Here is a 26,979-nt window from a genome sequence, read left to right on the forward strand (position 1 = left end):
TGCAAAGTCATATATCGTTCAAATTGAACCTGTTATCTACAAAATTTAACCTCTTATCCAAGATTTTCTCCAAGCCAAAATTTTCTATGCTACATTATTATTACCTGATTCAGTGTTTCTCCATAGGAGATATGTATAGGAGGCCTCCAATGAAAATTCATTTAACAATCAATAGTGAGCTAGAAGAAACTGAAATTCATATACATGCAAAGGAATACACCGAGCAAATTGAACGCCTAATGAAGCAGCTACAAACTTCACAAACAACGATGCTAGATGGCTACTTTCAACAGGAAATTCATATGCTAAAAATTTCGGATATTTACTCCATTTACGCAGAGGGTGCAAAAGTTTTTTTGCAGACGGAGGAACAAGAATTCGAAACGAAGCGGAAATTATATGAGCTAGAAGCACAATTGGCGAAAGACTTTGCCCGAGTTAGTAAATCGACACTCGTCAATATTAATAAAATTGCCTCTATTCAAATGGGTAAAATCGGTACAACAGAACTAATTTTAGAAAACGATGTGTCCGTCCATGTCAGCCGGAAATATTTAAAAGAACTAAAACATCACTTAGGTATTGGGAGGGACTCATAATATGAAATTTATTCGCATGATGATTATTGGAATACTCATATCACTTAGCTCTTCCTACGTCTTAGTAACATTAAGTGTCATATCTAATAACTCTATGATTTCAGGGCCGGAATTACTTGAGCAAATTATCATTGCAGCTATCCTTGGAGCTGTAATAGGTCTGCTGTCGACCATCTTTGATATAGAGCGTTTACCATTTATTGCTCAGTTTATTTTACATGTAATTGCAGTTACGCTGTGTGTGTTGATTGCAGGCTATTTCGGGGGTTGGTTTGAACATTCCGGCATTCCGTATATTTTTATAAGTGAAGCTATTATTTTCTTTATCGCTTGGTGCATTATTTATGTGCTTCAAAAAAGTGATATTGCAAAAATCAATCAGGTAATTCAAAAAAGAAAGGAATAATCAATATGACCTTTGCTATACAAGTTGAAAATCTATGTAAGCAATATGGCAATCATCAGGCGGTAAAAGGTATTTCATTTACGGTTCAGCAAGGCTCCCTCTTTGCCTTTTTAGGTGCAAATGGTGCCGGGAAATCAACAACCATTGAAATACTCTGTACATTATTAAAAAAATCAAACGGTACAGTAAAAATTAATGGCTACACACTTGATGCAAGCAATGACAATGCGGAAATTCGAAAATCCATCGGTGTCGTATTCCAGCAAAGTTTACTAGATGAACGATTAACAGTGCGGGAAAATATACTTCACCGTGGTAAAACATATGGCTTATCAAAAAATCAATTAACCGAAAACTATCAATTCGTTTCAACATATTTGCATTTAGCTGATATAGAAAAGCGTAAATATGGAACGTTATCAGGTGGTCAAAAGAGGCGTGCTGATATTGCTCGTGCCCTTATCCATAGACCAAATATATTGTTTTTAGATGAACCGACAACTGGGCTTGATCCTCAAACGCGTCAATTCGTTTGGCAAGCGATTAAGCAGCTTCAGCTCGAAACAAATATGACTGTTTTTTTAACAACACATTACATGGAAGAAGCGGCTGTCGCTCATCAAGTCATCGTCTTAAAAGAAGGAGAAATTGTTGCTGAAGGGACACCTGATGAACTTAAAACAAAATACGCCTATGATTCAATGGCACTTGTTTTTCATCATAATTCTGAAGGGGTACAGTGGCTCGAAGAAAATGCCATCTCCTATACAGAAAATCTAGGTATTTTCTCCATCCAAGTCGACTCGACACTACATGCTTTAACGCTATTAAAAAAAGCGGAGCCGCTCATTGCTTCGTTTGAAGTAATCAAAGGTACGATGGATGATGTCTTTCTTCATATTATGGCAGAGGGTGGTGCAGCTTAATGGAAGCATTATTTAGTTTAGTACAACGAAATAACAAGGTTTTCAGACGTGATAAAACACAAGTCTTCTACTCGCTGCTTTCTGTCATTATTGTCATTATCCTTTACGCAGTGTTTCTTCAAAAAATGCAGGTAAATGCCATTGAAGAAGTGGCAAAGGCTACTCCAGCTTTGGTAACGATGGTTAATGAATGGATTGTCGCTGGTTTACTATCTATGACGGCTGTTTCTACTACTCTTGCCGCGTATGGCATTGCTGTAAGGGATCTTGAAACAAAAGCGCAAGCTGATTTTCTCACAGCCCCTATATCACGAGCAACTATTCAATTTAGCTATGTATTAAATGCGTTTATCATTGGCTGTATATTTTCCTTTATCGCCCTTATTGGTTGTGAAATTTTTATCGTATCAACAGGCGGTGAACTACTAAACTTTGGGGATTTCTTAAAAGTAATAGGCTTACTATTTTTATCTGTGTTACTGGCTAGTGTTTTTAACCTCTTTCTTGTGTTACTTGCTAAAAGCCAACATTCATTTTCAACGCTTAGTACAATCGTCGGTACAGCACTCGGTTTCTTTTGTGGTGTTTATGTACCTGTTGGTGCACTTCCAAGCTTTGCTCAAAATGTTATTATGTATTTCCCTATCAGTCATACAACGCTACTACTACGCAATGCCTTTATGGAGAGCTCCATTTCCAAGGTTTTCGAAGGTGCGCCTGCTTCACAGGTAGAGGATTATAAAAAAATGTATGGGATTGTCTATGACCTTCACGGAAATATATTAAGTACCTCAACAAGCATTATTGTTATTTTCGTCACTATTATTGTGCTAGCTATTTTATCTATTATTATTTTTAAAAAGAAAAACAAATAAACATTTTCGCACATCGTTTATAAAACGATGTGTTTTTTATTGATTTTATTCAAACGATTTGTTATTTTAATAATAAATAAGCAAACAAAATTATAAATCGTTTGTTTTTTAAAAAGGAGGGTTCCCAATGGATGTAAATGAATTATTTTGGCAAGCTTCAATCCATGATATAAAAAAAGGCTACCATGATGAAGCAATACACTTCACTTGTTTACTTTGCGGAGAAAAAATTGAAAAGGGTATTATTTATCCACATGAAGGCGTTCTCTTCGAGGCAGAAAAATTTATGCAACATCATATTACTGCTGCACATCGATCTGTATTTCATTATTTAAATGGCCTTCATAAAAAAATGACAGGTCTAACTGATCATCAAAGTCATATTTTACGCTTATTTTATGAAAGAAAAACCGATCAAGAAATTAAAGAAGAGCTGGAAATTGGTAGTGCAACAACGATACGTCACCATCGCTTTACTCTTAAAGAAAAGGAACGTCAAGCGAAAACCTTTCTTGCAATGATGGAGCTATTAAAAGAACAGAATGAAAAGGAAGACAGTTTTGTACCTATTCACAAAACGGCAACGATGGTCGACGATCGCTATAACATTACAATTTCTGAAGAACAGCAATTACTTGAAAAGTACTTTCCAAACGGCATCGGCAAGGAGCTTGTCCGCTTCCCAAAACGTGAAAAGCATAAAATTGTAATACTCCGTGCAATCACAAAGATTTTCGATGAAGCAACACAGTATTCAGAAAAAGAATTAAACGAAATGATTCAGCCCATATATGAGGACTATGTACAAATACGTCGCTATTTAATCGAATACGGCTTCATGGATCGAAAAGAGGATGGCAGTGCTTACTGGATTAAAAAATAAGAAAGCAGGGTTACTAATGGACCATAAAAAAGAATTAAAGGAACTGTATAAAGAAATAAAAATCGAAGCTGGTGTTTTCACAATGACCAATAAACAAAATGGTAAAGTGTTTGTAGGTAGCTTCAATAATTTAAAACGCTTAAACGGCTTTCAGTTTATGCTAAAAACAAATACACATACTAATAAAGAGCTACAAGCCGATTACAACACTTTCGGCAACGATGCTTTTGATATTGAAGTTGTGGAATATTTGAAGAAAAAAGAAGAAGGTTATTTCGATGCCAAAAAAGAGCTAGAAAAACTAGAACAAAAATGGCTCGACAAGCTGCAGCCATTTGGTGAACTAGGGTATAACTAGGTATGCATGGAAGCTACAAAAAAGAATCCGCTTTCTCCGCGGTTAAGCTGGATGAACTTGCAGATTCTTTTTTAATTTCATATATTGTGTTGTTTCGCGCGGTCATTCACTGCTTCTAGTTATTCCTTTTCGCAGGTAGAGCATATATCAGTTGGTTACGAGCAGTTCTTCGAAAACTGAGTATTTCTTCACCCGATCTGCTCCCACTACTTTACGCTGGGCTTTACTTTGACAGACTATTGTTATATTACTCTAAGTATTCTCTGCGCAGTTAATTTCCTGTTGAGCTTTTTTTGTTAACTTTCCGAAAACTAGCTCATAAGAATGTTGGATTAAATTTTCAACTAAATCTATAGGTACATCATCTACATCCATATATATTGAATTCCAATGTGTCTTATTCATATAGTAGCCTGTAATAATACCTTCATAGGCTTCTCTCAACTCTTCAGCTCGAATCGGTTCACATTTCAACGTAAGTACCGGTCTACCAGTAGCATCGCCGCCCATCATCCCATACATTTTACCCCCAATATGATAGCGATCCGCCTGCCATTCTTCTTTGTAATCATATGTTGATCCGTGAAGCTTTAAACAATATGCGTGAATTGTTTCTTTGTTCATGATTTACCCCCCTCCAAAGTATAAAAACACACGTTCGATTATATTAATTATAATCCACAACGTGTGTAGAAGGAATACATATTTATTTGCTTCTAGTATGACAAACGTATATTCCAGAATACCCTTTACTTTATACCCCTATCAAACATGCCGATGACCTCGGTAGTTTGCAATATATTGACAAAGGATTTGGCGTCTGCTTCTTTTATCAACCCTTTTACTTCAGCAAGCTGATATCGCGTAATAACGGTAATTAAAACTTTTCGCCCTTCCCCTGAATAAGCACCTTTCGCATCCATAATAGTTACACCTCGATGAAGCTTTTCCAGTAGCTGCTGTTTGACTTCCTCACCCTTGCTCGTAATAATCATCAGTGTCAATTTAATATGACTCGTATGAATCGTGTCGACAACCTTCCCTGTGGCATAAATCGATACGAGCGTCAGTAATGCTGCATCCCAGCTAAAAACAAATCCGGAGATAGCTACAACGATGCCGTTCATCGCAGAGATTAATGTACCTAGTGGAAAATCCCGCTTGCGACTTAGCAGCATCGCTATAATATCAAAACCTCCCGAGGAACCTGCCGCACGAAAAATCATGCCCATCCCTAAGCCCACAATAACACCACCGAATAATGAAGCGAGAATTGGGTCTTGGGTAGCTTTATGGATTGGAATAATATACAAACTTGCTGACAAAACAACTACTGAAAGAATGGTATATCCTATAAATCGTTTCCCTAGCTTTAAGACCCCTATAATAAGTAAAGGCAAGTTCAATAGTAAATTTATTACCCCTGTATTTAAAGGTGTAATAATACCAAGCATGATAGCAATCCCGCTTAATCCCCCACTTAAAATCTCATGTGGAATTAACAAAAAATTATAGGCAAAGGCGACTAATATCGATGAAAGTGTAATTACGACAATATTACGCATAACAATTCCCCTATCATTAACGAACAGTTTTAATCTTAGAATACCCAACTTATTCGTTCAAAAAACCTGGAGTATCGCAGTTAAAAAAACGACATTTATTTCTTCTGATATTCTTTATTCTGCTCCTCTTTTATCGGCACTTCTTTTAAAGGCTCCTCTTTATTCTTTTCCACATTCTCTGCTACCTTATTAATACGTTCAAGCATTGGCGGATGTGTATAACGGAACCACTTCACGAGTAACTGTGGATTTACTTCACTTAAACCAGATATCGTTAGCTTCTGGAATGCAGTAACTGCAGACTCTCGATCACCCGTTAATGAAATCGCATATTGATCAGCTCTCGTTTCCTGATACCGCGAAATATAATTCGACAGAGGGCTTGAAGCAAATAATAAAACGGATGTTATGAGTAAAAACAATGGATAAGAGCTTATATCACTGATTTTTTTAATTTTTAATACCTGTCCGTAACGTCCAATCATCCACCTTAAACATTTCGCTGATAGCCATAACCCTAGCAATGTTAGTAAAAGATATCCTGCAATACCAAAATAAATATGCTTCTCAACGTAGTGTCCCATTTCATGAGCCATTATATATAATATTTCATTATCTGTTAAACGATTTAACGTTGTATCCCAAAGGACAATTCTCGAATTACTGCCAATACCCGTTACATAAGCATTTAAGGCATTTGTTTTTTCTGCCATATTGACTTCATACACATGTTCTGCTGGTATATTTGCCTGTTCAGCAATAGACAAAATTTTCGCCTCTAGCTCTTTATTTTTGAGCGGATAAAAATCGTTATATAAAGGATCAATAACTACAGGTTGAATAAACATTACAAAAATTGTAAACGGAATTGTTAGAAACCATGCATAGAGCCACCATCTTTTGGCACTTTTTTTGATGAGCCAATAAAGGACAGACACGATAATTAAACTCATGCCAAAGTTGACCCAAAAGTCAATAATGCCATCTCGCATCCATGACGAAAACCCCTGTGTACTAATTCCGTAGGCTTTACTTAAATTGTACCGATAATAATCGAGTGGAAATAGTACAACATATAGTAAAAGTGATAATAAAAATAAGTAACTTGCATTTTGTAACAGCTTCCATTTTGCTTGTGACGTCGCTACCTTTTCGAAATAACGTGATACGCCCATTATTAATATCATGAAAAAGACTAACCATTCCAAAGGTGTAGCAACAAAGAATAGGAAGTTCCGTATTTTCGAATATTCACCACTTAAATATAATTCTTTTTCAGACATAAACATCACTGGATCTGCGGCTGTCCCCTGCATTGCTCGTGGTATAGTACCACCACCGCTATGGAATATATACCAATACATACACAGCACATAAACACCGAATATAAGTAGCGCGACAATTCCCATTTTTTTCGCTATGTCATTTCCTCCCTTGTTCAACACTAAGTTCGTCCTATAGTAAGTGTAAGCTAAATTGAAAAAGTTAGAACAAATTTTCTTTGTTTTTATTTACCTTCTATTATAATTCACACCAAAGGAATCCTCTTTGCGTAAGGATTTGCTTTACTTCCGCGGGTATTTACCTTGCTTCCGCGGGTATTTACTAAAATAGAAAGATTCGACTTATTGATCCTAAATATTGCCTATACAGCTAAACGAAATTGAATGTAAAAGATTCACTTTATGTTTTACCAAATAAAAATATATCCTCTTAAACATAATTCCGTAACCAACAATAATAACATGGAATGGGGATTGTTTATCCCTATGAAGGGAGGGTTGTACTTGCTAACTGAGTTACTGACAAAAGATACTATACAACTCGCAAATTTTGTAAATACTTGGAAAGAGGCTATTCATTTAGCTGCTAGTCCACTATTAAAGCAGAATAAAATCGAAGAACGCTATATTGAGGCAATGATTCATTCCATTGAAAAACACGGTCCTTATGTAGTCATTACACCAAAAGTAGCGATTCCACATGCACGGCCCACGGAAGGAGTTAACGCGCTAGCCATGAGCCTATTAAGCTTACAAAAACCTGTCTTGTTTGGACCAAAAAAACCTGTTTTCTTAATTATTGTCTTAGCTGCGACCGATCATGCATCACATCTACAAGCATTAGTTGACTTAACAAAGATTTTGCAAGAACCAAATCAAATCGATAGCATCATCGCCTGCCAGCATAAAGAAGATATTATTAAAGAAATTCAACAAATTGTGGCAAAGGAGTCATCTTGATGAGAATTTTAGTAGTGTGCGGGAATGGCTTAGGCAGTAGCTTTATTATGGAGCTGAATGTAAAAAAAGCATTAACCGAACTTGGAAAAGTTGCAGAAGTAACTCATACAGATTTAGCATCTGCCAAGGCAGAGAAAGCGGATATTTATATTGGTGCGGACGATATTGTCAATCAATTGCCTGAAGAAAGAGGTCACATCGTTAGTATTGTTAATATGATGAGTATTTCAGAAATTAAATTAAAGCTGAAACCGCTGTTATGAAGTATTGATTTTTTTGAAAAAACTAAATCAATTATGCCCGGCATAATTGCGTCCTGAATCGGCTTTGTGCTTAGGCCTGCTGAGGGCCGACACGATGTCGGTCATTTCGGTAATGCCAAAGGACGTGGCGTTTTTACCGATGCAGGTCAGTTAGCCTTTATCGCATCGATGCGATGATCTTAGGCTAACATCCCCTAAGAACTCCATTCCGATTCCGTGACATCCGCTGAAAGAAGTTAAAAATTGGATAGGATGAGGTGTTAATATGTTAGATGTTATGATGAATGACATTTTAGGAACACCAGCTATATTAGTCGGCCTATTCGCTTTTGTCGGTTTATTAATCCAAAAAAAGTCAGCTTCAACCGTTCTTTCTGGTTCGTTAAAAACGATTATGGGCTTTGTTATACTTGGCGCGGGTGCAACCGTTTTAATTGGTTCTTTAAATCACTTTAGTAATATGTTTGATCATGCATTTAATGTCCAAGGGGTCATCCCAAATAATGAAGCGATTGTAGCAGCCGCTCAAACTAATTTCGGAACAGCCACTGCCATGATCATGGTTTTCGGTATGATTATGAACATTTTATTTGCTCGATTTACGCCTTTAAAATATATCTTTTTAACTGGTCATCATACATTATTTATGGCGTGTTTAATTGCAGCATCGCTTTCAGTCGGAGGTATGAGTGGCACACCGCTTATTATCGTTGGCTCTATTCTACTTGGTATTTGCATGGTCGTATTTCCTGCCATTTTACAACCAACTGTTCGTCAAATAACAGGTAGTGATGATTTTGCTGTCGGTCATTTTGGAAGTATTGGCTATTATGTATCCGCTAAAATAGGAAAGTTCTTAGGAAACAAAGCTAAATCAACAGAAGATATAAAAGTCCCAAAATCTCTAGGTTTTTTAAGAGATACATCTGTCGCTGTTTCCTTGACTATGAGTCTATTTTTCATTATCGTTGCCCTATTCGCAGGTAAATCCTATATTGAGACACAATTATCTGGCGGTTCGAACTTTATCGTCTTTGCCATTATTCAAGCTATTACCTTTGCCGCTGGTGTCTATATTATCTTGGCTGGCGTACGGATGCTAATTGCCGAAATAATTCCTGCTTTTAAAGGGATTGCAGATAAACTTGTGCCAAACACAAAGCCTGCATTAGACTGCCCTACTATTTTCCCGTTCGCACCAAATGCTGTTATTATCGGCTTTCTGTTTAGCTTTTTAGCAGGCCTAGTGTCTATGTTTATACTCCCCCTCATAGGGCTAAAAGTGATTGTACCTGGCCTTGTACCACATTTCTTCACAGGTGCGGCTGCAGGAGTATTCGGTAATGCAACTGGTGGTAGAGTCGGTTCTATGGTAGGAGCATTTGCGAACGGATTAATTATTAGCTTTATCCCTGCGGTTCTACTGATCTTTATGGGTGATATCGGCTACGAAGGCACTACATTTGGCGATTCAGACTTTGGCATTGTGGGAATCATAATTATAAATGTATTAAAATTATTTGGTGCAGTTTAATATAAACAATTGGCCTCGCAAACACTTTAAATGTTTGCGAGGCTAATTTAATTACAAAGAAAAGGGTTGTTTTTGCAAAATATATAAATATTTCACAAAATCCCCCTACCTTTTTCACTATACACATAGAGAAAATCCATTAAAAAACGAACTAAATACTCAGTGCTTTGAAAATATCGAGAATGATTTAAACCCAAATCCCTGTAGTAAATTACAAAAAATCTGATAGTATTTAATGGTAAAATAAAAAAACCATTGTCTGACATCTGACTTAGAATTACTTTTTGCCGATATAAATCATACATACAATTGGAGGTACTCATTTTGAAAAAAATAATGATTGGCTTTTGTTTAATAGTTATGTTACTAGTAGCAGGCTGTTCAACAACTCCGTCTGAAAAAACGCAAGATGACTATAAAATTGGAATCTTACTCTCAGATGCAGGGCTTGGAGACGAATCGTTTAATGATTCGGCTTTTAAAGGGCTTGAGAAAGCACGAGATGAGTTAGGTATTTTGTTCGATTATAAAGAAGCGCCTGATGGCAATTACGAACAGAAGCTAGAAGAACTAGTAACAGAAAAGTATAACGTCATTATTGGTCTTGGCTTTTCTGTACAGGAAGCTTTAGAAAAGACTGCGAAGAAATATCCTGATCAGCAATTTATCCTTATTGACGGACAATCAGATGTTGCAAATATCACTTCCATAACCTTTAAAGAGCAGGAGGGCAGCTTTTTACTTGGAATGGTTGCCGCAATGACGAGTAAAACTGGAAAAATAGGATTTATTGGTGGTGCAAGTGTTCCAGTTATCCATCATTTTGAAAACGGCTTTATTGAGGGAGCTCGATATTTTAATCCAAATATCGAAATTATAAGTGAGTATGCTGGCACATTTGATGATACCGAGGCAGGTGCCGCAATCGCAGAACGTTACATAAAGAACGGTATAGATTTTATTTATCATGCAGCGGGCTTCACAGGTTTTGGCTCTATAAAAAAAGCTGAAGAAATGGGCATATATGCGGCGGGAGTTGATACTGATCAATTTTACATAGCCGAAAAGACGGTCGTAACATCGATGTTAAAAAATGTCGACCAAGCTGTTTTTAAAATGGCCAAAACATTAGTTGAGGACGGAAAAATTTCCGAAAAATCGTTTTCATTTGGTTTAGCTGATAATGGAGTGGGCCTAGCGGATATACGTGTTATTAAACTTACATCTGAGCAACAGGCTGCCATTGAAAAAGCAAAAGAAGATATTGTTTCGGGTCAAATAAAAGTTACTGCGGAAAAGGGGAACAGCCAGTGACACTTCGAAAAAAGTTATTTATGAACATACTTATACCTATTGTCCTCGCAATGGCTATGATTTGCTTTATTATCGTTCAAACATTCGATATACAAACAACTGCAGAAGATGATACAGAACTATTACTCGCAGTGAAAGAACTAGAGCAAAGTTTAGTTGTAGCGAGCCAATCTCTAAATAATTACACTTATTTAGATAGTGAGGCCAATAAAAATGAAGCTCTTTCCATTTTAAAAGAAACGAAAGTAAATTTAGAAAAACTCTCAACGATTTCTAAAGTCGCTGAGCATAAGGCGATCATCAAAAAAATCGAGAATAAATACGACGAGTTAGCGAAGGCTTCAGAAGAAGGGTTTCTTGCTCACAATCGTCCTGAAATAAAAAAACAAGCAATAAGAATATCTGGTATTTTGAATGATATGTATCTACTAAAAAAAGAAACAAATGAATGGTATAAAGATACAAATGATTTGGCAAAGCAAAAAATTTCGTTCATTACTACAACAACAATTATCGGAAGTATCCTTTTAATCATTGCTACTATCATTTTTTCGTATGTCGCAACGAAAAAAATTACAAATCCTATTAACCGAATTGTAGATTATGCACAATCGGTGGCTGCAGGGAATTTGACCATTGACACCTCTTCCCTATCCTTTAAGAAAGGCAGTCGAAATGAAGTTGATCAACTGACTGAGAACTTTTCCACAATGATTGTTAACTTAAAAAGCACCGTACAATCCATTGATACTGTAGGAAAAAATGTTGGTCTCTTCACAAAGGATGTCACAAGCTATATTGAAACGATTAATGAAGGCAGTCTACAAATTGCTACATCAACGGACGAATTGGCGAAGGGAAGCCTCACTATTTCAGAAGATATCCAGTCAACTGCGATCCTTATGAATACGATGGCTGATCAATTTACTACTGTTCAGCAGACAAGTGAACATTCAGCAATAAACGGCAACCAGGCACTTACCGCTGTCCAAAATGGTCGTAGTTCACTTGAAAAGCAATCCTCTATTGCGAAGGATATTTCATCAACTTCGATCAACATCAAAGAGGCAGTTACTCAATTCTCTCAATTTACAACAGAAATTGAAGGTGCCGCTAATGCAGTCCACGCTATTGCTGATCAAACAAATCTTTTAGCATTAAATGCTGCAATCGAAGCTGCACGTGCTGGAGAAGCCGGAAAAGGATTCGCAATTGTAGCTGAGGAAGTCAAAAAACTATCTCATGAAACCGAAAAAGCAACGGCTTTCATCTCTTCTATGGTGACACAAATACAAGATGGTATTACGCTCATTCTTTCTACGGCAGAGCAGGGACATCAGCTGTCAAAAGAACAATTACAATCGATGACGGATACAGAGAAGTCATTTGAAGCAATTTCAACTCATGTGCTAGACATTAATGATCAGTTACAGCATCTTACCGAGGATATGAAACAAACAAGCGAAATGAGCCAGCAAATGAACAGTGCCATTGAAAACATTTCAGCTATTACAGAAGAAACTGCTGCAGGAACAGAAGAAATATCTGCTTCTACCCAAGAGCAGCTACACTCCTTCCAGAAAATTAGTGAAAAGGTATCAGAACTTCAAGACATGACAAATACATTGTCTGTAGAGCTTAAAAAATTCACATTATAATAATGAATGCAGCTTTATGATAAATGAAAGACACATAATAAGAAAAGCAAAATCCCGAATAACGTTCAATATTCGGGATTTTGCTTATTAAATAAAACCATCATCGACTACAATTATTGATTCTATTTCTTCCAGCTCTTATTTTAAGATAAATATTTCATTGTTAAATGGAGAACTGCAACTTCATCTCCAGTGTTTTCATAGCTATGCTTTCTATTTGCTTCAAATTGAATCGAATCAAACTCGTTTAATGCATATATTTCTTGTCCAACTTGAATCGAAATTTCCCCTTTCATTACTGTTACATATTCAATAGCTCCTTCATGATGAGGTTCTGCCTCATACACGCTATTCGGTTGCAAACAAGCACGATGCATTTCCAATCCTGTTTCTTTTTTGTAACGAAATATAGTCTCTAATCGCCACGTTTGATTTTCTTCTATAATAAATCCTTCTCCGCAGCGTGCGACATTTACTATATCTTCTATAACCATAAGCCGTGATAACGGAATAGATAATCCTTTTGTAATTTTCCAAATGACGCCTAATGTAGGATTCGTTTCTCCTCTCTCAATTTTCCCCAATGTTAATTTACTAACACCCGTTTTTTTCGCTAACTCTTCTAAACTTAATTTCTGTTCATTTCTTATTTGTCGTAACAGTTGACCAACTTGCAGAATTACTTCTTTTGTTTGCATATCCTCTTGTTCTTTCATGTGAACCCCACTTTCGGTATATTATAATTTACTTTTTATCTAAATAATTATATTATAATATATATTTAGAAAGGAGCGAACGAAATGCATGCTATCTTATTAGGTATTTTATCATCTGCGTTTTTTTCAGCTACATTTATTATAAATCGAGTTATGAACGTATCAGGAACAAGCTGGGCTTGGACTGCTTCCTTCCGATTTTTATTCGCTTTACCCATTTTATTCTTTATCGTCCTATTTCGCAAAAACCTTCGTCCACTATGGGTAGAAATGCGTAAACATCCTTTGGCATGGATTGGCTATGGCACAATAGCAGGGGTTGGATTTTATTCATTATTAAGCTATGCTGCTGTATTTAGTCCTGCATGGCTCGTAGCAGGTACATGGCAAATAACCATTTTAGCTGGTTTGTTACTATCTCCGTTATTTTTTATTACATTGGAGACGAAATCAGGGGTTAAACGAGTTCGCGGTAAAATCCCTATGCGAAGCTTACTCGTTTCCTTATTTATTTTGTCAGGTGTCATTTGTATGCAATTAACAGAAGCTGGGGATATTACTGTTTCTCAATTTTTATCTGGCTTCCTCCCTGTAGTTATAGCTGCATTTTTATACCCTTTCGGTAATCGAAAAATGATGGAAGTCGTTGCGGGTCGCTTAGATACATTTCAACGCGTGTTAGGCATGGCAATAGGTAGCCTTCCTATTAGTATTATATTAGCGATTTATGGTTGGACTACAACTGGCATACCCACATCTGGACAAATTATGCAAGGATTCTTATTAGCTTTGTGTTCGGGTGTTATCGCCACAATGACATTTTTCTTCGCTACTGACTTAGCAAAAAACAACCTTTCTTTGTTAGGGGCAGTAGAGGCAACACAAGCTGGAACAATGATATTCACTGTTGTTGGTGAAATCCTTTTTTTAAACGGTTCTTGGCCTGTTGGGGTATCTCTAATCGGTATGATCATTATTATGATTGGAATGATAGCTAACAGTATTTTAAATCGTTCTGTTTCTGTAAAAACAGCATAATTTTCCTTTCTCCAAGTAGCACTTTACATTGTGTAAAATGCTACTTTTTTATGTTGACATAGATTTATAATTGTAACTCAAGCTATTGCAACATGGGAGCGATTAGTTGTACACATTAGTTACGCAACATTTATTATTCATTCAAACATTCTATTGAAAACTATATTTTGCTAGCATTTCTCCCCAAGGAGCCTTTCCTGACTCTTTAAAACCCAAACTGGCATATAGTTTTCTTGCTTGCTCATTGTCCGGCTGATACCCAAGCCAGATGACATCAGTGTGATCATCACTACTCCGGATGTCTTCAATAATCAATTTCATTGCGCTCTTGCCATGTCCACGCCCTTGAAATTGCTCATCAATCATGAATCTATATACCCAATAGTTTCCATCATCCGAATCGATCCCGTACATTGCAAAACCGATAAGTATTTCTTCACAATAGATTGCCTTTATCTTCATGTGTGGTAAAAATTTACTTTCTGCAATTGAATACAGATTTGAGGCAATAAAGTCTTCCTGTTCCTGCTTAGGCTTCAGTCGAATACAAGCTTCCCAATTACTTTGATCTATTGATCTTAAACTAATCAAACTACCGATTCCTCCTCTAGTAGTAGAGAAATCCTTGATCACGAACTCTCTACTAAATAAGTATTCCCCTACCGATAAAACAACCTGTTATTTTTATATACATACTACATCACTCCTCATAAGATGGTAGTCATCGTTAAACTGTACAATTATATAGAAGTATTGCTCTCTATTTGTACTCTTGTTTATTTCGGTATACGGGGAAATATCCCTTCTATATTTCTACTCATCACCATAACGTGTGAACATTAAAAATAAAGAGAGCATGTTTTTTCATCATAAAAAAACATACTCCCTTTAATGTATTATTATAGTTTTATCAAATATACTTTATTAATACGATAAACTTCCTGCTATAATTAATCCTACCGTAATGCCCACTGCAAATAAGCTGAAGCCTACTGCAGTATTTCCTTCTTCCACTTTTTTCTCCAAGCTTGTTTTTGGTGTTAACACGTATTCAATAATCAAATACACAACTACTTGTGTAGCAATTCCGATTAACCCCCAAATAAATGCATCAATTATATGAACACTTGAAGACCATACTGTATATAATGTGATGCCTAATCCAATTACTTTTCCCCATAGCTTTAATGCAACGGCCATATTGCCTTCTTTAATTAAGTTCCACTCTGAAAATTTTGTTGTAAAAGCAAATGCAACAATCCCAATCAAAATAAGAATTAACCCTGTCCCTGTATATAATAAAAAATTAAAAAAACTATCTAATGAGAAATATCCCATTCCAATACACACTCCTTTTATCGTGCTTCAGTTTGTTTCATTTTACTTTTAAATTCTTACAATTTTCTAATAGCCTATTGGTAGAAAATAAGATCCGTTATCTGTAATTTGTCCCCCTGCGCGAATACCTATTGCACTTGCCTTACCATTAATATAAAAGCAACCAAACATATAATGCGCTCGTTTTGGACCTTGTTCTGTCTGAATCATAGTTTGTGGTAGCTCTATAAATTGTTGATAAACAGGAAGTTCTTCTTTATATGTTTTATGAATATCCTCCGCAATTTTTTTACCTGTATTTGAAAAAATCTCAACAGTGTCCCCTTCGCGACCAAATGAAGGCTTTTTCACAAAACTTTGTCCTTGTTGTAAAAAAACATCTGGATCTAGATAAGTTGGTAAAAAATATTTATGTATTGCGTTATGTTCTTCAGGTGTATAAAAAGAATGTCGTTCCTCATGTAGCCCCCAAATGAGCGCCATTATTGCCTTAGATTGTAGTAAAAAAGCAGAAGGAGGATTCACAATGGCTAAGTCTTGTTGTTCCACTAGCTTCATTAACGATTGACCTACTTTTTCCTTCGTTATAGGATCTTCATCATATATCAAATGTTCAATAGGATACGTCTGTCGATATAAAACATCGATTTTTTCTCCGCTTCTATCATAAAGACCTTGTGATAGGACAACTTCTTCATTTTCTAAAATTGGCTCATCGACAAGTTGTAGGTGATTAAAGTCCATATACTGACTTTTTAATCCAGAGAGTTCCTTTAAATACATTGTTGTCAATTTATCTTCTTCATGTTCCGAGTGTGCTGCGAAAACAATATTGCTAGCTGCATATTTTCTCCTCGTACGAAACGACGACGTTACAGCTTTCAAAATTGCTTGTTTTAACTGGTCTTCGCATCCTTCGTTTGGATTTTGCATCTCAAACTGTTCACAAACTTTTCCATTCACAAAAAAAGTTTCTTTTATAAATGTAGGTGTATCTGCGTTTATTTCAAGCAATTTTACTTGTTCATCGGTCACTACTAAATCTAAACGAGCAATGACACTTTCTACTGGAAGTGTTTGCAAACGGATGAAAGAGTGAGTTTCAGTGGGAAATCCAAGGCGCAAAAGTGTCTCATCATCTACCATACGCAACAAAGCAGCCGACTTATAAAAAATATGGCCTATCTGGTCAGTTGCTTGGCGAATCCTATTAATCGTTTCTGCACTTTCTCTCTTTATATCAAATAGAGCATATTCCATCCCATATATGTCATGCCAAAAATCCTTTATTTGGCTAAAAAATTGTTGTCGATTCTCTCGAAATCGGTTCATCTTTACCCTCCAAAACCGCCTTTTGAACCACTGCCTATTCCTGATTTATAATTCGATACATATGTTTTATAGTCAGCACTTTTTTGTAATGATGTTTTTGTTCCATAATATTTCCCACCATGGTAGTAACTACGCGCATAAGTTGAATCATTATCATCGCAATAATACGTACCCGTCTCCTTATCCCAATCCCAATCATCGCAATCCGTTCCTGTTGGCTCTGCATATCCCCTTTCTTCTCCACAAGCAGTTAACGTTACCAAAGCCGCAGCAGCTAATGCTCCTGTCATCATCTTCTTGGTTTTCTTCATACTAAAAATCCACCTTCCTATGTTGCAAGCGTATATCCTGTTGGCGTAACATATAAAATATACACACCTCGGTCTTCATCAATTTCAGCTGAGTCCCGCTCCCATTCCTTGTCTTCGATATATGTATATATACTGCCGATCATGCTTAAAATATCTAAATGATTTTCCATATATTCAAATGTTATTAGCGGATGATTTTTATTGGCATTTACTTCACGAATTTCAAGTTTAATACCTTCACATAAGAGCTCTTGCATTTCAATTGGTGTTTCTTCATACAATTCTACATAAATCACGAATAACTCATCTTCAATAGCAGAAGACAATTGTTTATAAGTCTTACCTTCTTTAATAAAAAATTCACATTCTCTTCTTGTTAGAATTTGCGGCAAGTCAATATTAGTATAATAATAGATTGGTTCAAACTTGTCTTTACCTTTTTGCAAACGATATTCTAACATTGCACCTTCGAATTGCATAACACACTTCCCTTTATAAATATTGTTCTTGTATTCATCGTAGATTTTTCTATCCAGAAGCTCCTTATTTTTTTTATACGACTGAGAATTATAAATAGTTTCATATTATTCTACTAAACTTCACCTTATGTATCAGCAGGGTTTAAACCTATCTGCATTATTAGTTCACATAAGGTTAAGTAGAGAGAAACTTTTATACATTCAAGTACTCCACCACAACGACCTGTATTATTTTTGAATATAAAAATCTCACCTAAATTAGAAAGATTTAACCTTTCTAGTTTAAGTGAGATTAAGTTTTTTACTACTTACTTTCTTTAGCGTTTTATTAAAAACTTCATCCTTCAAGTTGCCCTTTTGTTCGTTCAATCATCTTTCGCTTTTGAATTTTTGCTTGTGTTAGTTGTAAAGATTGTTTTAATGCTTGTGTTCTCTTAGCTTGTTGTAATGCAATCATCATTGCGGGAATTAAGCTACCTTCAGAAACGGGTTTAACTAAATAGCCCATAATATGATCTTGCCTAGACTTCTCTATAAATTCTTTTTGACTAAATGCAGTAATCAACAACACTGGTATATCTAACTGCCGCCCAATAACTTCGCTTGCTTTTAACCCATTTAATTTTGGCATTTCTATATCCATTAACACAAGATCTGGCTTTAATTTAAAAGCGAGCTCGATCGCTCGATCACCATTTCCTGCTTCCCCGACTACCTCATAACCGTTTTTCCGAAGCAACATTTTTAAGTCCAGCCTGATAATTGGTTCGTCCTCAGCAATTAGAATCCGTTTTTTCATCACACCACAACCTTTCTTGCAGGAAGTTTTCTATATGTTGATATTCCTTTGTTGCGCAAATGAAACGCCTGTGCACTTTGCTAAAAGCATTTGTTCGATTAAATCAGATAAATAAGCACCCGCTTCAAGTGAAGTCAACCCATCTTTATGAATATTTGAAATGACCGTCCGATCAGCTTCAACTGTTTTTTCGGTCGGCCGATAAATCATGTAAGCACTCAAGCTTTCATCTGTATTTAAACCTGGCCTTTCGCCAATCAACGAAATAACAAGGTCACAATTAACAATAGCAGCCACTTCGTCTTGCACCCACACACGACCTCGCTTAATAAAAAACGGTTTTGCGACGCTTATATTTTTTAATTTTAGCCCTTGTATTAAAGCAGGTAGTAAATCAACAACATTGGCTTCTACTGCAGAGGAACTCAATCCATCACAAATAATAATTTGAACCGCTTTGCCCTTATCTCCGTTTTTTTCAAGATACTTAATAGATTCATCTGATAACTTTCGTCCAGCATCTAAATCCATTAAGTAAGTTTTCATATCACTAGCTTTTGTTTCTAGCTTGTGTAAACTCATCTTTTGAAGAAAATCATCACTGACATCTCTTAATACAGCATCCTGTGCGGCTGCATGGTCAATTAAAAATTGCAAATAACTTGTCGTCAACATTCGAGTGCCAGTTCGACCAATACCTATACGCGCAGGTGTAATACTTTGTGCTCGTTCAATGGATTCGGCGTTATTCGGCTTGTCTACCCCTTTTATACGTACTTCTGGAAAATGTATGACTTCTTCTTTATTTTGAGCGGTATCGTTTTTTGGCGAATTCATGTTTTTCTGTACTTCTTCTACTACTCTTTGAACAATATCTTGAATTTCTTGAATATCCATTTTGATTTCCCCTCCTCAATCAAAAATTGATAAGTCTCCTGCTCGTTTTGTCAACTTTCCATTTTCCATTAGGCCCATATTCTCCAACCATTTTTCAAATTCTCGAAGTGGTCGTAATCCTAGAATCTCACGCAAACTAGCATCATCGTGATAGCTTGTATCTTGATAATTCAGCATGACATCATCTCCACCCGGTACTCCCATATAAAAATTGGCACCTGCAACTGCCGTTATGATACCTGCAACTTCCTGATCATTTTGGTCGGCATCCATATGATTTGTGTAAGTTGGAGCAATACCCATTGGTAAGCCATGTAATTTCCCCATAAATCCATCTTCGAGATCCGCTCTAATTAATTGGCGTCCATCATAAAGTGTCTCTGGTCCAATAAAGCCTGAAACCGTATTCACCATGAAAGGCTTCCAGTGACGTGCATAACCGTAACTTCTTGATTCAAGCGTTTGCATATCTACCCCAAAATCAGCATTTAACGATACTTCCGAACCTTGTCCTGTTTCAAAATACATAAAGTTTGGGCCAGCAGATGTACCATATCGAGCCATCATCTCATAACCTTCATCAAGAATGTTTGTAGATATACCGAACGCTTCATTCCCTTTTTGTGTACCTGCTAAACTTTGAAACATTAGTGCGATAGGCGCACCCTGTTTTAAAGCCCCCATTTGTGTTGTTATATGGGCTAATACACAATTTTGTGTTGGAATCTGCCAGTTCTCAATAAATTCATGCGAAAGTGTCAAAAGTTTTTTCACGGATTCAATTGTATCCACATTCGGATTGATACCAATAACTGCATCACCTGCTCCATAGGATAATCCTTCTTTTATTGAATACAAAATACCTTCTGGGACATCATTTGGATGGTTAGGCTGACAACGAAAAGCTAAACGACCAGGCTCTCCAATTGTCGTATTACAATGTGCTTGATATTTCATTTTCTGTGAAGCAAGAACAAGATCAATGCTTGACATTAGTTTAGCAACTGCTGAAATCATTTCACTTGTTAGTCCTCTTGAAAGTTTCAATAACTGATCTGTACCTGTATCAGATGACAGAATATAGTTTCTTAGTTCACCGACTGTCCAATTTTGAATATCTTTATAAATCGTGTTGCTAATATCATCATAAATTAAGCGTGTTACTTCATCGATCTCATAAGGAATAACCGGATTCTCGTAAATTTCTTTCAGCTGCATCTCGCTAAGTACTACTTTTGCTGCCATACGCTCAAGTGATGATTCTGCTGCTACACGAGCCATCACATCCCCGGATTTTGCTTCACTGGCTTTTGCAAGTACCTCCTTTACCGACGAAAACGTATAATAAGTTCCCTTTACTACGCAAGACAATTTCATCATTTAACACCCCTTTTTATTATGTTAAAGATTGCAATTAAACAAAAAAAAAGCGCTTCCACATATCCCTGAAGAAAATTTTCTTCGGGCGTGAAAGGCGCCTTTGCCTTAGCTATTATTTTAGTTCATTCTACACTACTAGCAAATATTTTGTAAATAGTTCGAAAACAATATCAGCTTCACTGATTAGTATTATTTAACCTCGGTAGATACAATCGGAAAGGTTATTGAAACTTTTGTCCCTTCCTCAAAAATAGGGAATGACAAAACGCCTTGTAGTTTCTCTTCAACTAACATTTCTACAAGTTGTAATCCTAAAGATGACAGATCGCCTATCGAAAAAGGATTACCAATTCCACATCCATCATCCGTTACTGTAATCGTAACCATTTGCTTTCGTTGTCTCAAATTAATAGCAATTTCCCCGTAATTTCTTGAAGGAAAAGCATGCTTAATGCTATTTTGAACTAACTCATTAACAATCAGTGCTACAGCTGCTGCTTTATCTGAAGGACAGAATATCGACTCTCCTTCTACAGACACAGCAATATGTTGATCTGGAATAATAGACGAGGAAACTAACAAAGTAGAAATTTGTTGTATTAAAAGTTTAATATCAGCTTCCTCAATTCCACGCTGGGCCAAGTAATCATGAACTAAAGCCATACTAGATATTCGAGATATACTGTCATTAAATACCTCAGCCACTTCTTCCGAGTGAGTACGTTGCATTTGTAATCTCAATAAACTAGAAATAACTTGTAAATTATTTTTAACACGATGATGAATTTCCTGAACGACAATGGCTTGAAAGACCCCTTGCTTGTCTCCGCTAGTAGTCGCTTTCATAAGTTGCTCTATATTTCTTTCGTTCTGCACTACCTGTGAAATATCTCTTTCTTTTATTAATACCGCAATGGTCTCCCCATACGGGTCTTTTATAGGAACAATATCTTGTTGCATGATTCCACGCTCTTCCGTAATTCCTCTTGATCCAAAAACTGGTTTCCCGGTTTTCAAACTAAATAATACACCTGGTTCCATTTCATCAAATACTATTTTCCCTAGCAAACTTTTTTTATATAAAGATGCTATAGTAGTAGGCTTTGCCTCAGCTACAATTAAAGAAGCGTTATCTTCTTCTAAAAGACAGTTGATAAAAATATCCGCTTGAGAAAGGTCAGCTATTATTTGAAGGTTTTGGGCTACACCTAAAATAATTTCACACTGTTCATTTGATAAATTTGATAATCGTTCTAAATCTAACATTCCCATCATATTAACGCACTTCCCCTTTCTCTAGTTTTTCAAACACTATAACAAAAATTGTGTTCAATGCGATACATCTATTAGAGAGTATTAAACAAAATTTAGTAAAAATAATAGAAAAGGACAAACGTGTTTATTCACACCGCCTTGTCCTTTTCTATTTCAGTTTTTTCGATTGTTCATTATACATCTAATCCTAAGTGTGAACGCAATGTGCTACCTTCATAATCAGCTCGGAATAAACCACGTTCTACTAAATTCGGAATAACATCGCTAAAGAATAAATCTAAAGATTTTGCAGGTCCACCTGGCACAGCTATAAAGCCATCCATTGCTCCTTTATCATAAAAATTCACAATTTGATTCACAATATTTTGTGGCGTACCAATTGCTACAAGATGTGCAGAGCCAATTACCTCTGGGCGTTCTAACAATTCTTCAACAGTCGGCTCATTTTCTATAATATATCGGCGCACGAGATGAGCATGCGTTTTACTACGTACTTTTTGATTTTCTGGCGGCAACATATTTGCTGTTACGCAATCCATCAGAGCTAAATGACGAATATCCATTCCAATTACGGATTCTAGGGCATTATAGCGACGCTCAATAGTTAAATGCTCGTGTGCTTTACGATGCATTTCTAATGCCTCCTCATATGTATCACCAATAAAGAAATACAATCCTGGTAATAAACGTATGTCATCTACCGAACGCCCTAACTCAACAGCTCGCTTGCGCAAGTCATTACGTAATTCAATACCTACTTCTATATCTGGAGTAGCAGCAAAAATAGCATTTGAAACTGCTGCTGCAAATTGACGGCCTGTATCCGATGCTCCCGCTTGGAATAGAGGAATATCACCCGCTGGATGCATAGGTATATTTAATGGTCCCTTTACATGAAAATACTCTCCATCATGGTTAATTGGCTTCACAAGCTCTTTAATTTTCTCTATATTTCCATCTACCTCTAATATTTCATAAGGGTTGCTATGCCATAGTCGCTGTACAACATCCTTACATTCTGTTGCCTTTGCATAACGCTCCTCTGACGAAGGCATCAACTCGTTGCTAAAATTAGATGCTCCATCAATTGATGTTACTAGGTTCCAACCTATACGCCCTTCACTAATCCAATTCAAGGATTGTAATTGGCGCGCAATAATATAAGGTGGATTAAATGATGTTGATACTGTTGTTACCAAACCAATTTGTTTAGTTTCTCTTGCCACCGTCGCCATTAAAAGACTTGGATCTAGCCCTACTGTTCCTTTCATTTTAGCTATTAATTCAGGATGCGCTATTAAATAATCTGCCTTAAATACAAAATCTAACTTCGCTGCCTCAGCACGCTTTGCAAATGCAATATGTTCATCAATTAACGCACCCTTTTTGCCTTGCTCACCATTCACCGCTAAATGCATCCCAATTATAAGATGTCTTTTTGTTGTCAATTTACACTCTCCTTTTCTAATTGAAAATGATTATCAATACCATCATAAAGTTTATTTTCTAATAAGGCAATGAAATAAAGAGTGTATCAATATATTAAACAATGAAAATAATCTATTACAGATCCAATAAAGAGAGAGCATGTTTTTTCAATTAATAAAAACATGCTCTCTTATATAAATTTTTTACTAAAAATGTGCAAAAATACAAGTTAGAAAAAAATCCTTCACAGTGAATATTAAACTGCCTGCCGCAATTCTTCTTCCTCATGCATAACCTGCAAAATCGTATTTTCTTCTCTCCGCTGACAGATGTTATTCCAAATAAGAGCAGAAATAACAAGCAAGGTCCCTACTATATCAAAAATTGTTATGTTGTATCCTTGTATCATCATAATGACCAATGTAGTGATTGGAACGAAATTAATAAATAAAATCCCGTTAATGGATGATAGGATTTTCACACCGTAATTCCAACTAAGCAATGCTACAATACCCGGTAGTGTCATCATAAACAATAAATCATATTTAATAGCAAAAATTGTTTCCGTACTTGGGACTGATACAACCCCTTGTAACGTCATGATCATTGTGATGATACCTGTTACAGCTGTGCCAAATACACATGTTAATGTAGAATAGCGTAGCGTAGACCAATCATTAAATGTTTGACCGCCCATTGTATAGATGACCCAACCTACAACACCAATTAAAATGAATGATAGCGAAACTAGATTATGTTTTAGTGTAAGAAAGAAACCCATATCGCCTTTTGTAATAACAAAAATAGCCCCAACAAAAGCAATGCTCATGCTGCTAATCATATACTTCTTCGGTTTCACATGTTTATAGCCCCAAAGAATAGCAATCGAAATCATCGGCATAAGTGCTTCCATAATCGACGCTACCATAACACCGGATTTCCCCATTAACATTTGGCCTAAGAAAACAAGCACGTTGTAAACTGTAAATGCCATCGTCCCAAAAAAGACGAGCAATTTACCTTTCCCTTCTAACCGAAATGCTTTTTTCCCTTCTTTCATCCATAATAAAATGACTAATACAATCGATACCGCTCCATATCGAATAGTTGAAAAATAGAGTGGATTTATATATTCAAGTGCATGATCTGCAACTGGAAACATGGCTCCCCATGACATACTTGCAATTAAACATGCGATCACGCCTACTACTATTTGATTTCTTCTCACTGTTTTTCCTCGTTTCTTTAAAACTACTATGAAATGCACAATGAGAATTATAAAAAAGAAAATACATCACGTAAAATGATTGAAAGTGATATTAACTATCATTTATAATGATAGTTTTTAAGGGGGAAAGCTCGATGGAACTACGAGATTTACAAATTTTCAAAAGCGTCGCAAATAACGGGAGCATTAGCCATGCTGCAAAAGAATTAAATTATGTACAATCCAATGTAACTGCACGTATTAAGCTATTAGAAAAGGAGCTCAAAACGCCGCTATTTTACCGCCATAAAAAAGGGATGACATTAAATCCTGAAGGGCGAAAAATGCTCGCTTACGTTACTAAAATTTTGCAAGATGTCGAGGAAATGAAACAAGTATTTTTAGATAGTGATACACCGACTGGTACTTTAAAAATTGGTACAGTTGAAACAGTAAGTATATTACCTACCATCCTAGCGTCGTACTATAAAGGATATCCGAATGTCGACTTAACACTACAAGCTGGTTTAACGGAGGAACTTATTAAAGAAGTAGCGGATCACCAATTAGATGGTGCATTTATAACTGGACCGATTAAACATCCAGTTTTAGAACAATATGATGTATTTACCGAGAATCTTGTTCTCATCTCACAAAACAAATCCTTTCGTATAGAAGAATTTATGACTACACCTATCCTTGTTTCTAATCAAGGTTGCGGCTATCGTTCCAAGCTAGAACTATGGCTCAAAGATGAGGGTTTACTACCAAAAAGAATTATGGAATTTAATATATTAGAGACAATTTTAAACAGTGTTGCCATCGGTCTTGGGGTTACACTTGTACCACAATCAGCCGCTGAGCATCTTTCTACTACAGGTAAGGTGTATTGTCATCCAATTCCAAAAAAATACGGTACTATTTCAACCGTCTTTATTCGACGAAAAGATGCATATATGACAAATTCGATGGAATGTTTTTTAAAAACAATTGCTGAGCATCAACATAAATAAGGTTACTTCTATCATTCATACGTCTTTTTTTCTGCCAATAATATCTTTGAATGGACAAAAAAACGCTTGGTTTCTATTACCAAGCGTCCTGTGTTAATTATATTTGGCTAAAAAAGATGCAGAGAACCTATATTAAAAAATAATTATTATGGTGCTATTTTGCATTTTTGTCAGGCTGATGAATACCGAATATATTGCCCTCGGTATCCATATAGTATCCTTGCCACGCCATTCCAGGAAGAGCATATTTCGGCATTGCAACTGTGCCACCATTCTCAATAATTTTAGCTTCCGTTACATCGTAATTTTCCACACCCATTGTACAAGCAAATCCATTTAAAGCTTGATTTGGTTCCGGAGAAGCACTTTGACGTTGCATTAAAGCACCATCGATTCCTGGCTCGTCCGCATTACCAGTTACCGCTCCAAAGTAAGGCATTCCTGCATAATCACTCCAATCTTGAAATGACCATCCGAATACCTCTCCATAAAATTTCTTTGCTCGTTCCATATCACTTACATGAATTTCAAAATGAACTAATCTCCCCATGTTATCCTCCTTATTAGTAAAGAATTAATTTACTCACTGTGTTTGAGTACAATTACTATATATTATTATGACAAGGAATGGAAATAATAAAGAAGAGAAATTCTATGAAAAAAATCGGGAATAGGCATTCTAATACTAGTCTCTACTTTGGTTCTTTTTCTTTTAAATTAGTTAATTAATAGCCTTTAAATGATCTTTTAAATACTGAATAAATGGATGCTCTTCTATATCTGATTTGCGTGTACATATAAATAAACTTTGCTGAATATTTGCATGATCTACATACACCCTAGCCAGTTTTCCATTTGATATACTTTCAGTTACACTGTAGGACGGTGCTAAAGTCATACCGTACCCTGCTTCCACTACTTTAATCGATTCATGTAAGCCTTGCATTTGAAGTCCTAATTTAGGTAATTGGCTCTATCGTTGGCTCGTTCTTAGGTTTAAAGGTCATCCCTTATATCAAAACAAAATGGATTCAAATTTTATTACCAATCATTTTTTTCTTGCTAATTGTTCAGGTCGTATCAGATTTATTAATCTAGAGTCAAAGCAAAACAAGCGAGAAGTGACTAACTTCTCGCTCTTT

General features: G+C 36.1%; 30 protein-coding genes. 13 read left to right on the forward strand and 17 right to left on the reverse strand.

The annotated features are described in order from the left end of the window. The first annotated feature begins 149 nt into the window (after positions 1-149). The 6 genes from ABE34_RS01735 (at position 150) to ABE34_RS01760 (ending at position 4,047) form a co-directional block, all read left to right on the forward strand. Complete coding sequence (locus ABE34_RS01735; RefSeq protein ID WP_197139997.1) at positions 150-599, forward strand: LytTR family DNA-binding domain-containing protein; 450 nt, start codon at positions 150-152, stop codon at positions 597-599. Between the two features lies 1 nt (position 600). After that, entirely contained in the window at positions 601-1,005 is a 405-nt protein-coding gene (locus ABE34_RS01740) for a DUF3021 domain-containing protein (protein ID WP_197139998.1), read from the forward strand. Positions 1,006-1,010: 5 nt separating this feature from the next. Then, positions 1,011-1,931: an ABC transporter ATP-binding protein gene (locus ABE34_RS01745; RefSeq protein ID WP_197140000.1), complete on the forward strand. Its 921-nt coding sequence runs from the start codon at positions 1,011-1,013 to the stop codon at positions 1,929-1,931. After that, positions 1,931-2,806: an ABC transporter permease gene (locus ABE34_RS01750; RefSeq protein ID WP_197140002.1), complete on the forward strand. Its 876-nt coding sequence runs from the start codon at positions 1,931-1,933 to the stop codon at positions 2,804-2,806. The genes ABE34_RS01745 and ABE34_RS01750 overlap by 1 nt, the downstream gene beginning before the upstream one ends. 127 nt (positions 2,807-2,933) lie before the next feature. After that, positions 2,934-3,689, forward strand: coding sequence for a DUF2087 domain-containing protein (locus tag ABE34_RS01755; protein WP_197140004.1), 756 nt, complete (start codon positions 2,934-2,936; stop codon positions 3,687-3,689). Between the two features lie 16 nt (positions 3,690-3,705). Then, positions 3,706-4,047, forward strand: coding sequence for a GIY-YIG nuclease family protein (locus tag ABE34_RS01760; RefSeq protein ID WP_079560350.1), 342 nt, complete (start codon positions 3,706-3,708; stop codon positions 4,045-4,047). Between the two features lie 252 nt (positions 4,048-4,299). Here the strand turns inward: ABE34_RS01760 and ABE34_RS01765 are convergent, their stop codons facing one another. The 3 genes from ABE34_RS01765 to ABE34_RS01775 all read right to left on the reverse strand — a co-directional run bounded on the left by ABE34_RS01765 (position 4,300) and on the right by ABE34_RS01775 (position 7,033). Further along, positions 4,300-4,671, reverse strand: a complete 372-nt coding sequence (locus tag ABE34_RS01765; RefSeq protein WP_197140006.1) for an MmcQ/YjbR family DNA-binding protein — start codon at positions 4,669-4,671, stop codon at positions 4,300-4,302. A 125-nt stretch (positions 4,672-4,796) separates the two neighbouring features. Continuing rightward, on the reverse strand, positions 4,797-5,612 hold the full coding sequence (locus tag ABE34_RS01770) for a YitT family protein (protein ID WP_197140008.1): 816 nt from the start codon (positions 5,610-5,612) through the stop codon (positions 4,797-4,799). Between the two features lie 95 nt (positions 5,613-5,707). After that, entirely contained in the window at positions 5,708-7,033 is a 1,326-nt protein-coding gene (locus ABE34_RS01775; RefSeq protein ID WP_346655508.1) for a M48 family metallopeptidase, read from the reverse strand. Between the two features lie 366 nt (positions 7,034-7,399). Here ABE34_RS01775 and ABE34_RS01780 point away from each other — a divergent pair, with 366 nt between their 5' ends. The 5 genes from ABE34_RS01780 (at position 7,400) to ABE34_RS01800 (ending at position 12,624) form a co-directional block, all read left to right on the forward strand. Next, positions 7,400-7,855 carry a PTS sugar transporter subunit IIA gene (locus tag ABE34_RS01780; RefSeq protein ID WP_241747060.1) on the forward strand — a complete coding sequence of 152 codons (456 nt, stop codon included), beginning with the start codon at positions 7,400-7,402 and terminating at the stop codon, positions 7,853-7,855. After that, positions 7,855-8,118 carry a PTS sugar transporter subunit IIB gene (locus tag ABE34_RS01785; protein WP_197140010.1) on the forward strand — a complete coding sequence of 88 codons (264 nt, stop codon included), beginning with the start codon at positions 7,855-7,857 and terminating at the stop codon, positions 8,116-8,118. Before ABE34_RS01780 ends, ABE34_RS01785 begins: the two co-directional genes overlap by 1 nt. Before the next feature lie 265 nt (positions 8,119-8,383). Continuing rightward, a complete protein-coding gene (locus ABE34_RS01790) occupies positions 8,384-9,652 on the forward strand; it encodes a PTS ascorbate transporter subunit IIC (protein ID WP_197140011.1) in 1,269 nt (422 codons plus the stop codon). Between the two features lie 336 nt (positions 9,653-9,988). Beyond that, a complete protein-coding gene (locus ABE34_RS01795) occupies positions 9,989-10,966 on the forward strand; it encodes a BMP family ABC transporter substrate-binding protein (RefSeq protein WP_197140163.1) in 978 nt (325 codons plus the stop codon). Next, the gene (locus ABE34_RS01800) at positions 10,963-12,624 is read left to right on the forward strand and encodes a methyl-accepting chemotaxis protein (RefSeq protein WP_346655502.1); all 1,662 of its coding nucleotides are present in this window, start codon (positions 10,963-10,965) and stop codon (positions 12,622-12,624) included. Before ABE34_RS01795 ends, ABE34_RS01800 begins: the two co-directional genes overlap by 4 nt. A gap of 143 nt (positions 12,625-12,767) precedes the next feature. On the opposite strand, the gene ABE34_RS01805 is transcribed toward ABE34_RS01800, so the two are convergent. Beyond that, on the reverse strand, positions 12,768-13,340 hold the full coding sequence (locus tag ABE34_RS01805) for a helix-turn-helix domain-containing protein (protein ID WP_197140012.1): 573 nt from the start codon (positions 13,338-13,340) through the stop codon (positions 12,768-12,770). An 84-nt stretch (positions 13,341-13,424) separates the two neighbouring features. Between ABE34_RS01805 and ABE34_RS01810 the strand changes: the two genes are divergently transcribed. Next, positions 13,425-14,378 (forward strand): DMT family transporter, encoded by a 954-nt coding sequence (locus ABE34_RS01810; protein WP_197140013.1) that lies wholly within the window; start codon positions 13,425-13,427, stop codon positions 14,376-14,378. A 150-nt stretch (positions 14,379-14,528) separates the two neighbouring features. On the opposite strand, the gene ABE34_RS01815 is transcribed toward ABE34_RS01810, so the two are convergent. The 11 genes from ABE34_RS01815 to ABE34_RS01865 all read right to left on the reverse strand — a co-directional run bounded on the left by ABE34_RS01815 (position 14,529) and on the right by ABE34_RS01865 (position 24,794). Next, positions 14,529-14,969, reverse strand: a complete 441-nt coding sequence (locus tag ABE34_RS01815; RefSeq protein ID WP_197140014.1) for a GNAT family N-acetyltransferase — start codon at positions 14,967-14,969, stop codon at positions 14,529-14,531. Between the two features lie 333 nt (positions 14,970-15,302). Then, positions 15,303-15,716, reverse strand: a complete 414-nt coding sequence (locus tag ABE34_RS01820) for a DUF350 domain-containing protein (RefSeq protein WP_197140015.1) — start codon at positions 15,714-15,716, stop codon at positions 15,303-15,305. Between the two features lie 66 nt (positions 15,717-15,782). Further along, entirely contained in the window at positions 15,783-17,048 is a 1,266-nt protein-coding gene (locus tag ABE34_RS01825; RefSeq protein WP_197140017.1) for a glutathionylspermidine synthase family protein, read from the reverse strand. Positions 17,049-17,050: 2 nt separating this feature from the next. Continuing rightward, entirely contained in the window at positions 17,051-17,359 is a 309-nt protein-coding gene (locus tag ABE34_RS01830; RefSeq protein WP_100544670.1) for a hypothetical protein, read from the reverse strand. 17 nt (positions 17,360-17,376) lie between these two features. Further along, complete coding sequence (locus ABE34_RS01835; RefSeq protein ID WP_197140019.1) at positions 17,377-17,838, reverse strand: hypothetical protein; 462 nt, start codon at positions 17,836-17,838, stop codon at positions 17,377-17,379. Between the two features lie 337 nt (positions 17,839-18,175). Further along, positions 18,176-18,637 carry an ANTAR domain-containing response regulator gene (locus tag ABE34_RS01840; RefSeq protein WP_197140167.1) on the reverse strand — a complete coding sequence of 154 codons (462 nt, stop codon included), beginning with the start codon at positions 18,635-18,637 and terminating at the stop codon, positions 18,176-18,178. A 30-nt stretch (positions 18,638-18,667) separates the two neighbouring features. Next, positions 18,668-19,534, reverse strand: coding sequence for an ethanolamine ammonia-lyase subunit EutC (eutC, locus tag ABE34_RS01845; RefSeq protein WP_197140021.1), 867 nt, complete (start codon positions 19,532-19,534; stop codon positions 18,668-18,670). A gap of 15 nt (positions 19,535-19,549) precedes the next feature. Further along, positions 19,550-20,911, reverse strand: coding sequence for an ethanolamine ammonia-lyase subunit EutB (locus ABE34_RS01850; protein WP_197140169.1), 1,362 nt, complete (start codon positions 20,909-20,911; stop codon positions 19,550-19,552). Between the two features lie 192 nt (positions 20,912-21,103). Next, entirely contained in the window at positions 21,104-22,189 is a 1,086-nt protein-coding gene (locus ABE34_RS01855; RefSeq protein WP_197229825.1) for a sensor histidine kinase, read from the reverse strand. A gap of 173 nt (positions 22,190-22,362) precedes the next feature. Then, the gene (locus tag ABE34_RS01860) at positions 22,363-23,637 is read right to left on the reverse strand and encodes an NtaA/DmoA family FMN-dependent monooxygenase (protein ID WP_197140025.1); all 1,275 of its coding nucleotides are present in this window, start codon (positions 23,635-23,637) and stop codon (positions 22,363-22,365) included. Between the two features lie 236 nt (positions 23,638-23,873). Then, positions 23,874-24,794 carry a DMT family transporter gene (locus ABE34_RS01865; RefSeq protein ID WP_206700631.1) on the reverse strand — a complete coding sequence of 307 codons (921 nt, stop codon included), beginning with the start codon at positions 24,792-24,794 and terminating at the stop codon, positions 23,874-23,876. Between the two features lie 185 nt (positions 24,795-24,979). Between ABE34_RS01865 and ABE34_RS01870 the strand changes: the two genes are divergently transcribed. Further along, positions 24,980-25,837 (forward strand): LysR family transcriptional regulator, encoded by an 858-nt coding sequence (locus tag ABE34_RS01870; RefSeq protein WP_197140027.1) that lies wholly within the window; start codon positions 24,980-24,982, stop codon positions 25,835-25,837. A gap of 154 nt (positions 25,838-25,991) precedes the next feature. Here the strand turns inward: ABE34_RS01870 and ABE34_RS01875 are convergent, their stop codons facing one another. Both ABE34_RS01875 and ABE34_RS01880 read right to left on the reverse strand, forming a co-directional pair. After that, positions 25,992-26,387, reverse strand: coding sequence for a VOC family protein (locus ABE34_RS01875; RefSeq protein WP_197140028.1), 396 nt, complete (start codon positions 26,385-26,387; stop codon positions 25,992-25,994). Positions 26,388-26,558: 171 nt separating this feature from the next. Next, a complete protein-coding gene (locus tag ABE34_RS01880) occupies positions 26,559-26,783 on the reverse strand; it encodes a hypothetical protein (protein ID WP_197140029.1) in 225 nt (74 codons plus the stop codon). Positions 26,784-26,979 lie beyond the last annotated feature (196 nt).

It is taken from the genome of Lysinibacillus sphaericus, from assembly GCF_015844675.1.
GTDB classification, from domain to species: Bacteria; Bacillota; Bacilli; order Bacillales_A; family Planococcaceae; genus Lysinibacillus; species Lysinibacillus sphaericus_E.

What these genes read in the sequence shown, in the direction of transcription:
- ABE34_RS01790 (WP_197140011.1), top strand. Translation starts at nt 8,384, where the DNA reads ATGTTAGATGTTATGATGAATGACATTTTAGGAACACCAGCTATATTA.
- ABE34_RS01880 (WP_197140029.1), bottom strand. Translation starts at nt 26,783, where the DNA reads ATGCAAGGCTTACATGAATCGATTAAAGTAGTGGAAGCAGGGTACGGT.
- ABE34_RS01785 (WP_197140010.1), top strand. Translation starts at nt 7,855, where the DNA reads ATGAGAATTTTAGTAGTGTGCGGGAATGGCTTAGGCAGTAGCTTTATT.
- ABE34_RS01760 (WP_079560350.1), top strand. Translation starts at nt 3,706, where the DNA reads ATGGACCATAAAAAAGAATTAAAGGAACTGTATAAAGAAATAAAAATC.
- ABE34_RS01795 (WP_197140163.1), top strand. Translation starts at nt 9,989, where the DNA reads ATGATTGGCTTTTGTTTAATAGTTATGTTACTAGTAGCAGGCTGTTCA.
- ABE34_RS01735 (WP_197139997.1), top strand. Translation starts at nt 150, where the DNA reads ATGAAAATTCATTTAACAATCAATAGTGAGCTAGAAGAAACTGAAATT.
- ABE34_RS01830 (WP_100544670.1), bottom strand. Translation starts at nt 17,359, where the DNA reads ATGAAGAAAACCAAGAAGATGATGACAGGAGCATTAGCTGCTGCGGCT.
- ABE34_RS01805 (WP_197140012.1), bottom strand. Translation starts at nt 13,340, where the DNA reads ATGAAAGAACAAGAGGATATGCAAACAAAAGAAGTAATTCTGCAAGTT.
- ABE34_RS01825 (WP_197140017.1), bottom strand. Translation starts at nt 17,048, where the DNA reads ATGAACCGATTTCGAGAGAATCGACAACAATTTTTTAGCCAAATAAAG.
- ABE34_RS01750 (WP_197140002.1), top strand. Translation starts at nt 1,931, where the DNA reads ATGGAAGCATTATTTAGTTTAGTACAACGAAATAACAAGGTTTTCAGA.
- ABE34_RS01835 (WP_197140019.1), bottom strand. Translation starts at nt 17,838, where the DNA reads ATGCAATTCGAAGGTGCAATGTTAGAATATCGTTTGCAAAAAGGTAAA.
- ABE34_RS01770 (WP_197140008.1), bottom strand. Translation starts at nt 5,612, where the DNA reads ATGCGTAATATTGTCGTAATTACACTTTCATCGATATTAGTCGCCTTT.
- ABE34_RS01820 (WP_197140015.1), bottom strand. Translation starts at nt 15,716, where the DNA reads ATGGGATATTTCTCATTAGATAGTTTTTTTAATTTTTTATTATATACA.
- ABE34_RS01740 (WP_197139998.1), top strand. Translation starts at nt 601, where the DNA reads ATGAAATTTATTCGCATGATGATTATTGGAATACTCATATCACTTAGC.
- ABE34_RS01745 (WP_197140000.1), top strand. Translation starts at nt 1,011, where the DNA reads ATGACCTTTGCTATACAAGTTGAAAATCTATGTAAGCAATATGGCAAT.
- ABE34_RS01855 (WP_197229825.1), bottom strand. Translation starts at nt 22,189, where the DNA reads ATGATGGGAATGTTAGATTTAGAACGATTATCAAATTTATCAAATGAA.
- ABE34_RS01870 (WP_197140027.1), top strand. Translation starts at nt 24,980, where the DNA reads ATGGAACTACGAGATTTACAAATTTTCAAAAGCGTCGCAAATAACGGG.
- ABE34_RS01865 (WP_206700631.1), bottom strand. Translation starts at nt 24,794, where the DNA reads ATGTCATGGGGAGCCATGTTTCCAGTTGCAGATCATGCACTTGAATAT.
- ABE34_RS01850 (WP_197140169.1), bottom strand. Translation starts at nt 20,911, where the DNA reads ATGAAATTGTCTTGCGTAGTAAAGGGAACTTATTATACGTTTTCGTCG.
- ABE34_RS01755 (WP_197140004.1), top strand. Translation starts at nt 2,934, where the DNA reads ATGGATGTAAATGAATTATTTTGGCAAGCTTCAATCCATGATATAAAA.
- eutC (WP_197140021.1), bottom strand. Translation starts at nt 19,534, where the DNA reads ATGGATATTCAAGAAATTCAAGATATTGTTCAAAGAGTAGTAGAAGAA.
- ABE34_RS01765 (WP_197140006.1), bottom strand. Translation starts at nt 4,671, where the DNA reads ATGAACAAAGAAACAATTCACGCATATTGTTTAAAGCTTCACGGATCA.
- ABE34_RS01840 (WP_197140167.1), bottom strand. Translation starts at nt 18,637, where the DNA reads ATGAAAAAACGGATTCTAATTGCTGAGGACGAACCAATTATCAGGCTG.
- ABE34_RS01875 (WP_197140028.1), bottom strand. Translation starts at nt 26,387, where the DNA reads ATGGGGAGATTAGTTCATTTTGAAATTCATGTAAGTGATATGGAACGA.
- ABE34_RS01810 (WP_197140013.1), top strand. Translation starts at nt 13,425, where the DNA reads ATGCATGCTATCTTATTAGGTATTTTATCATCTGCGTTTTTTTCAGCT.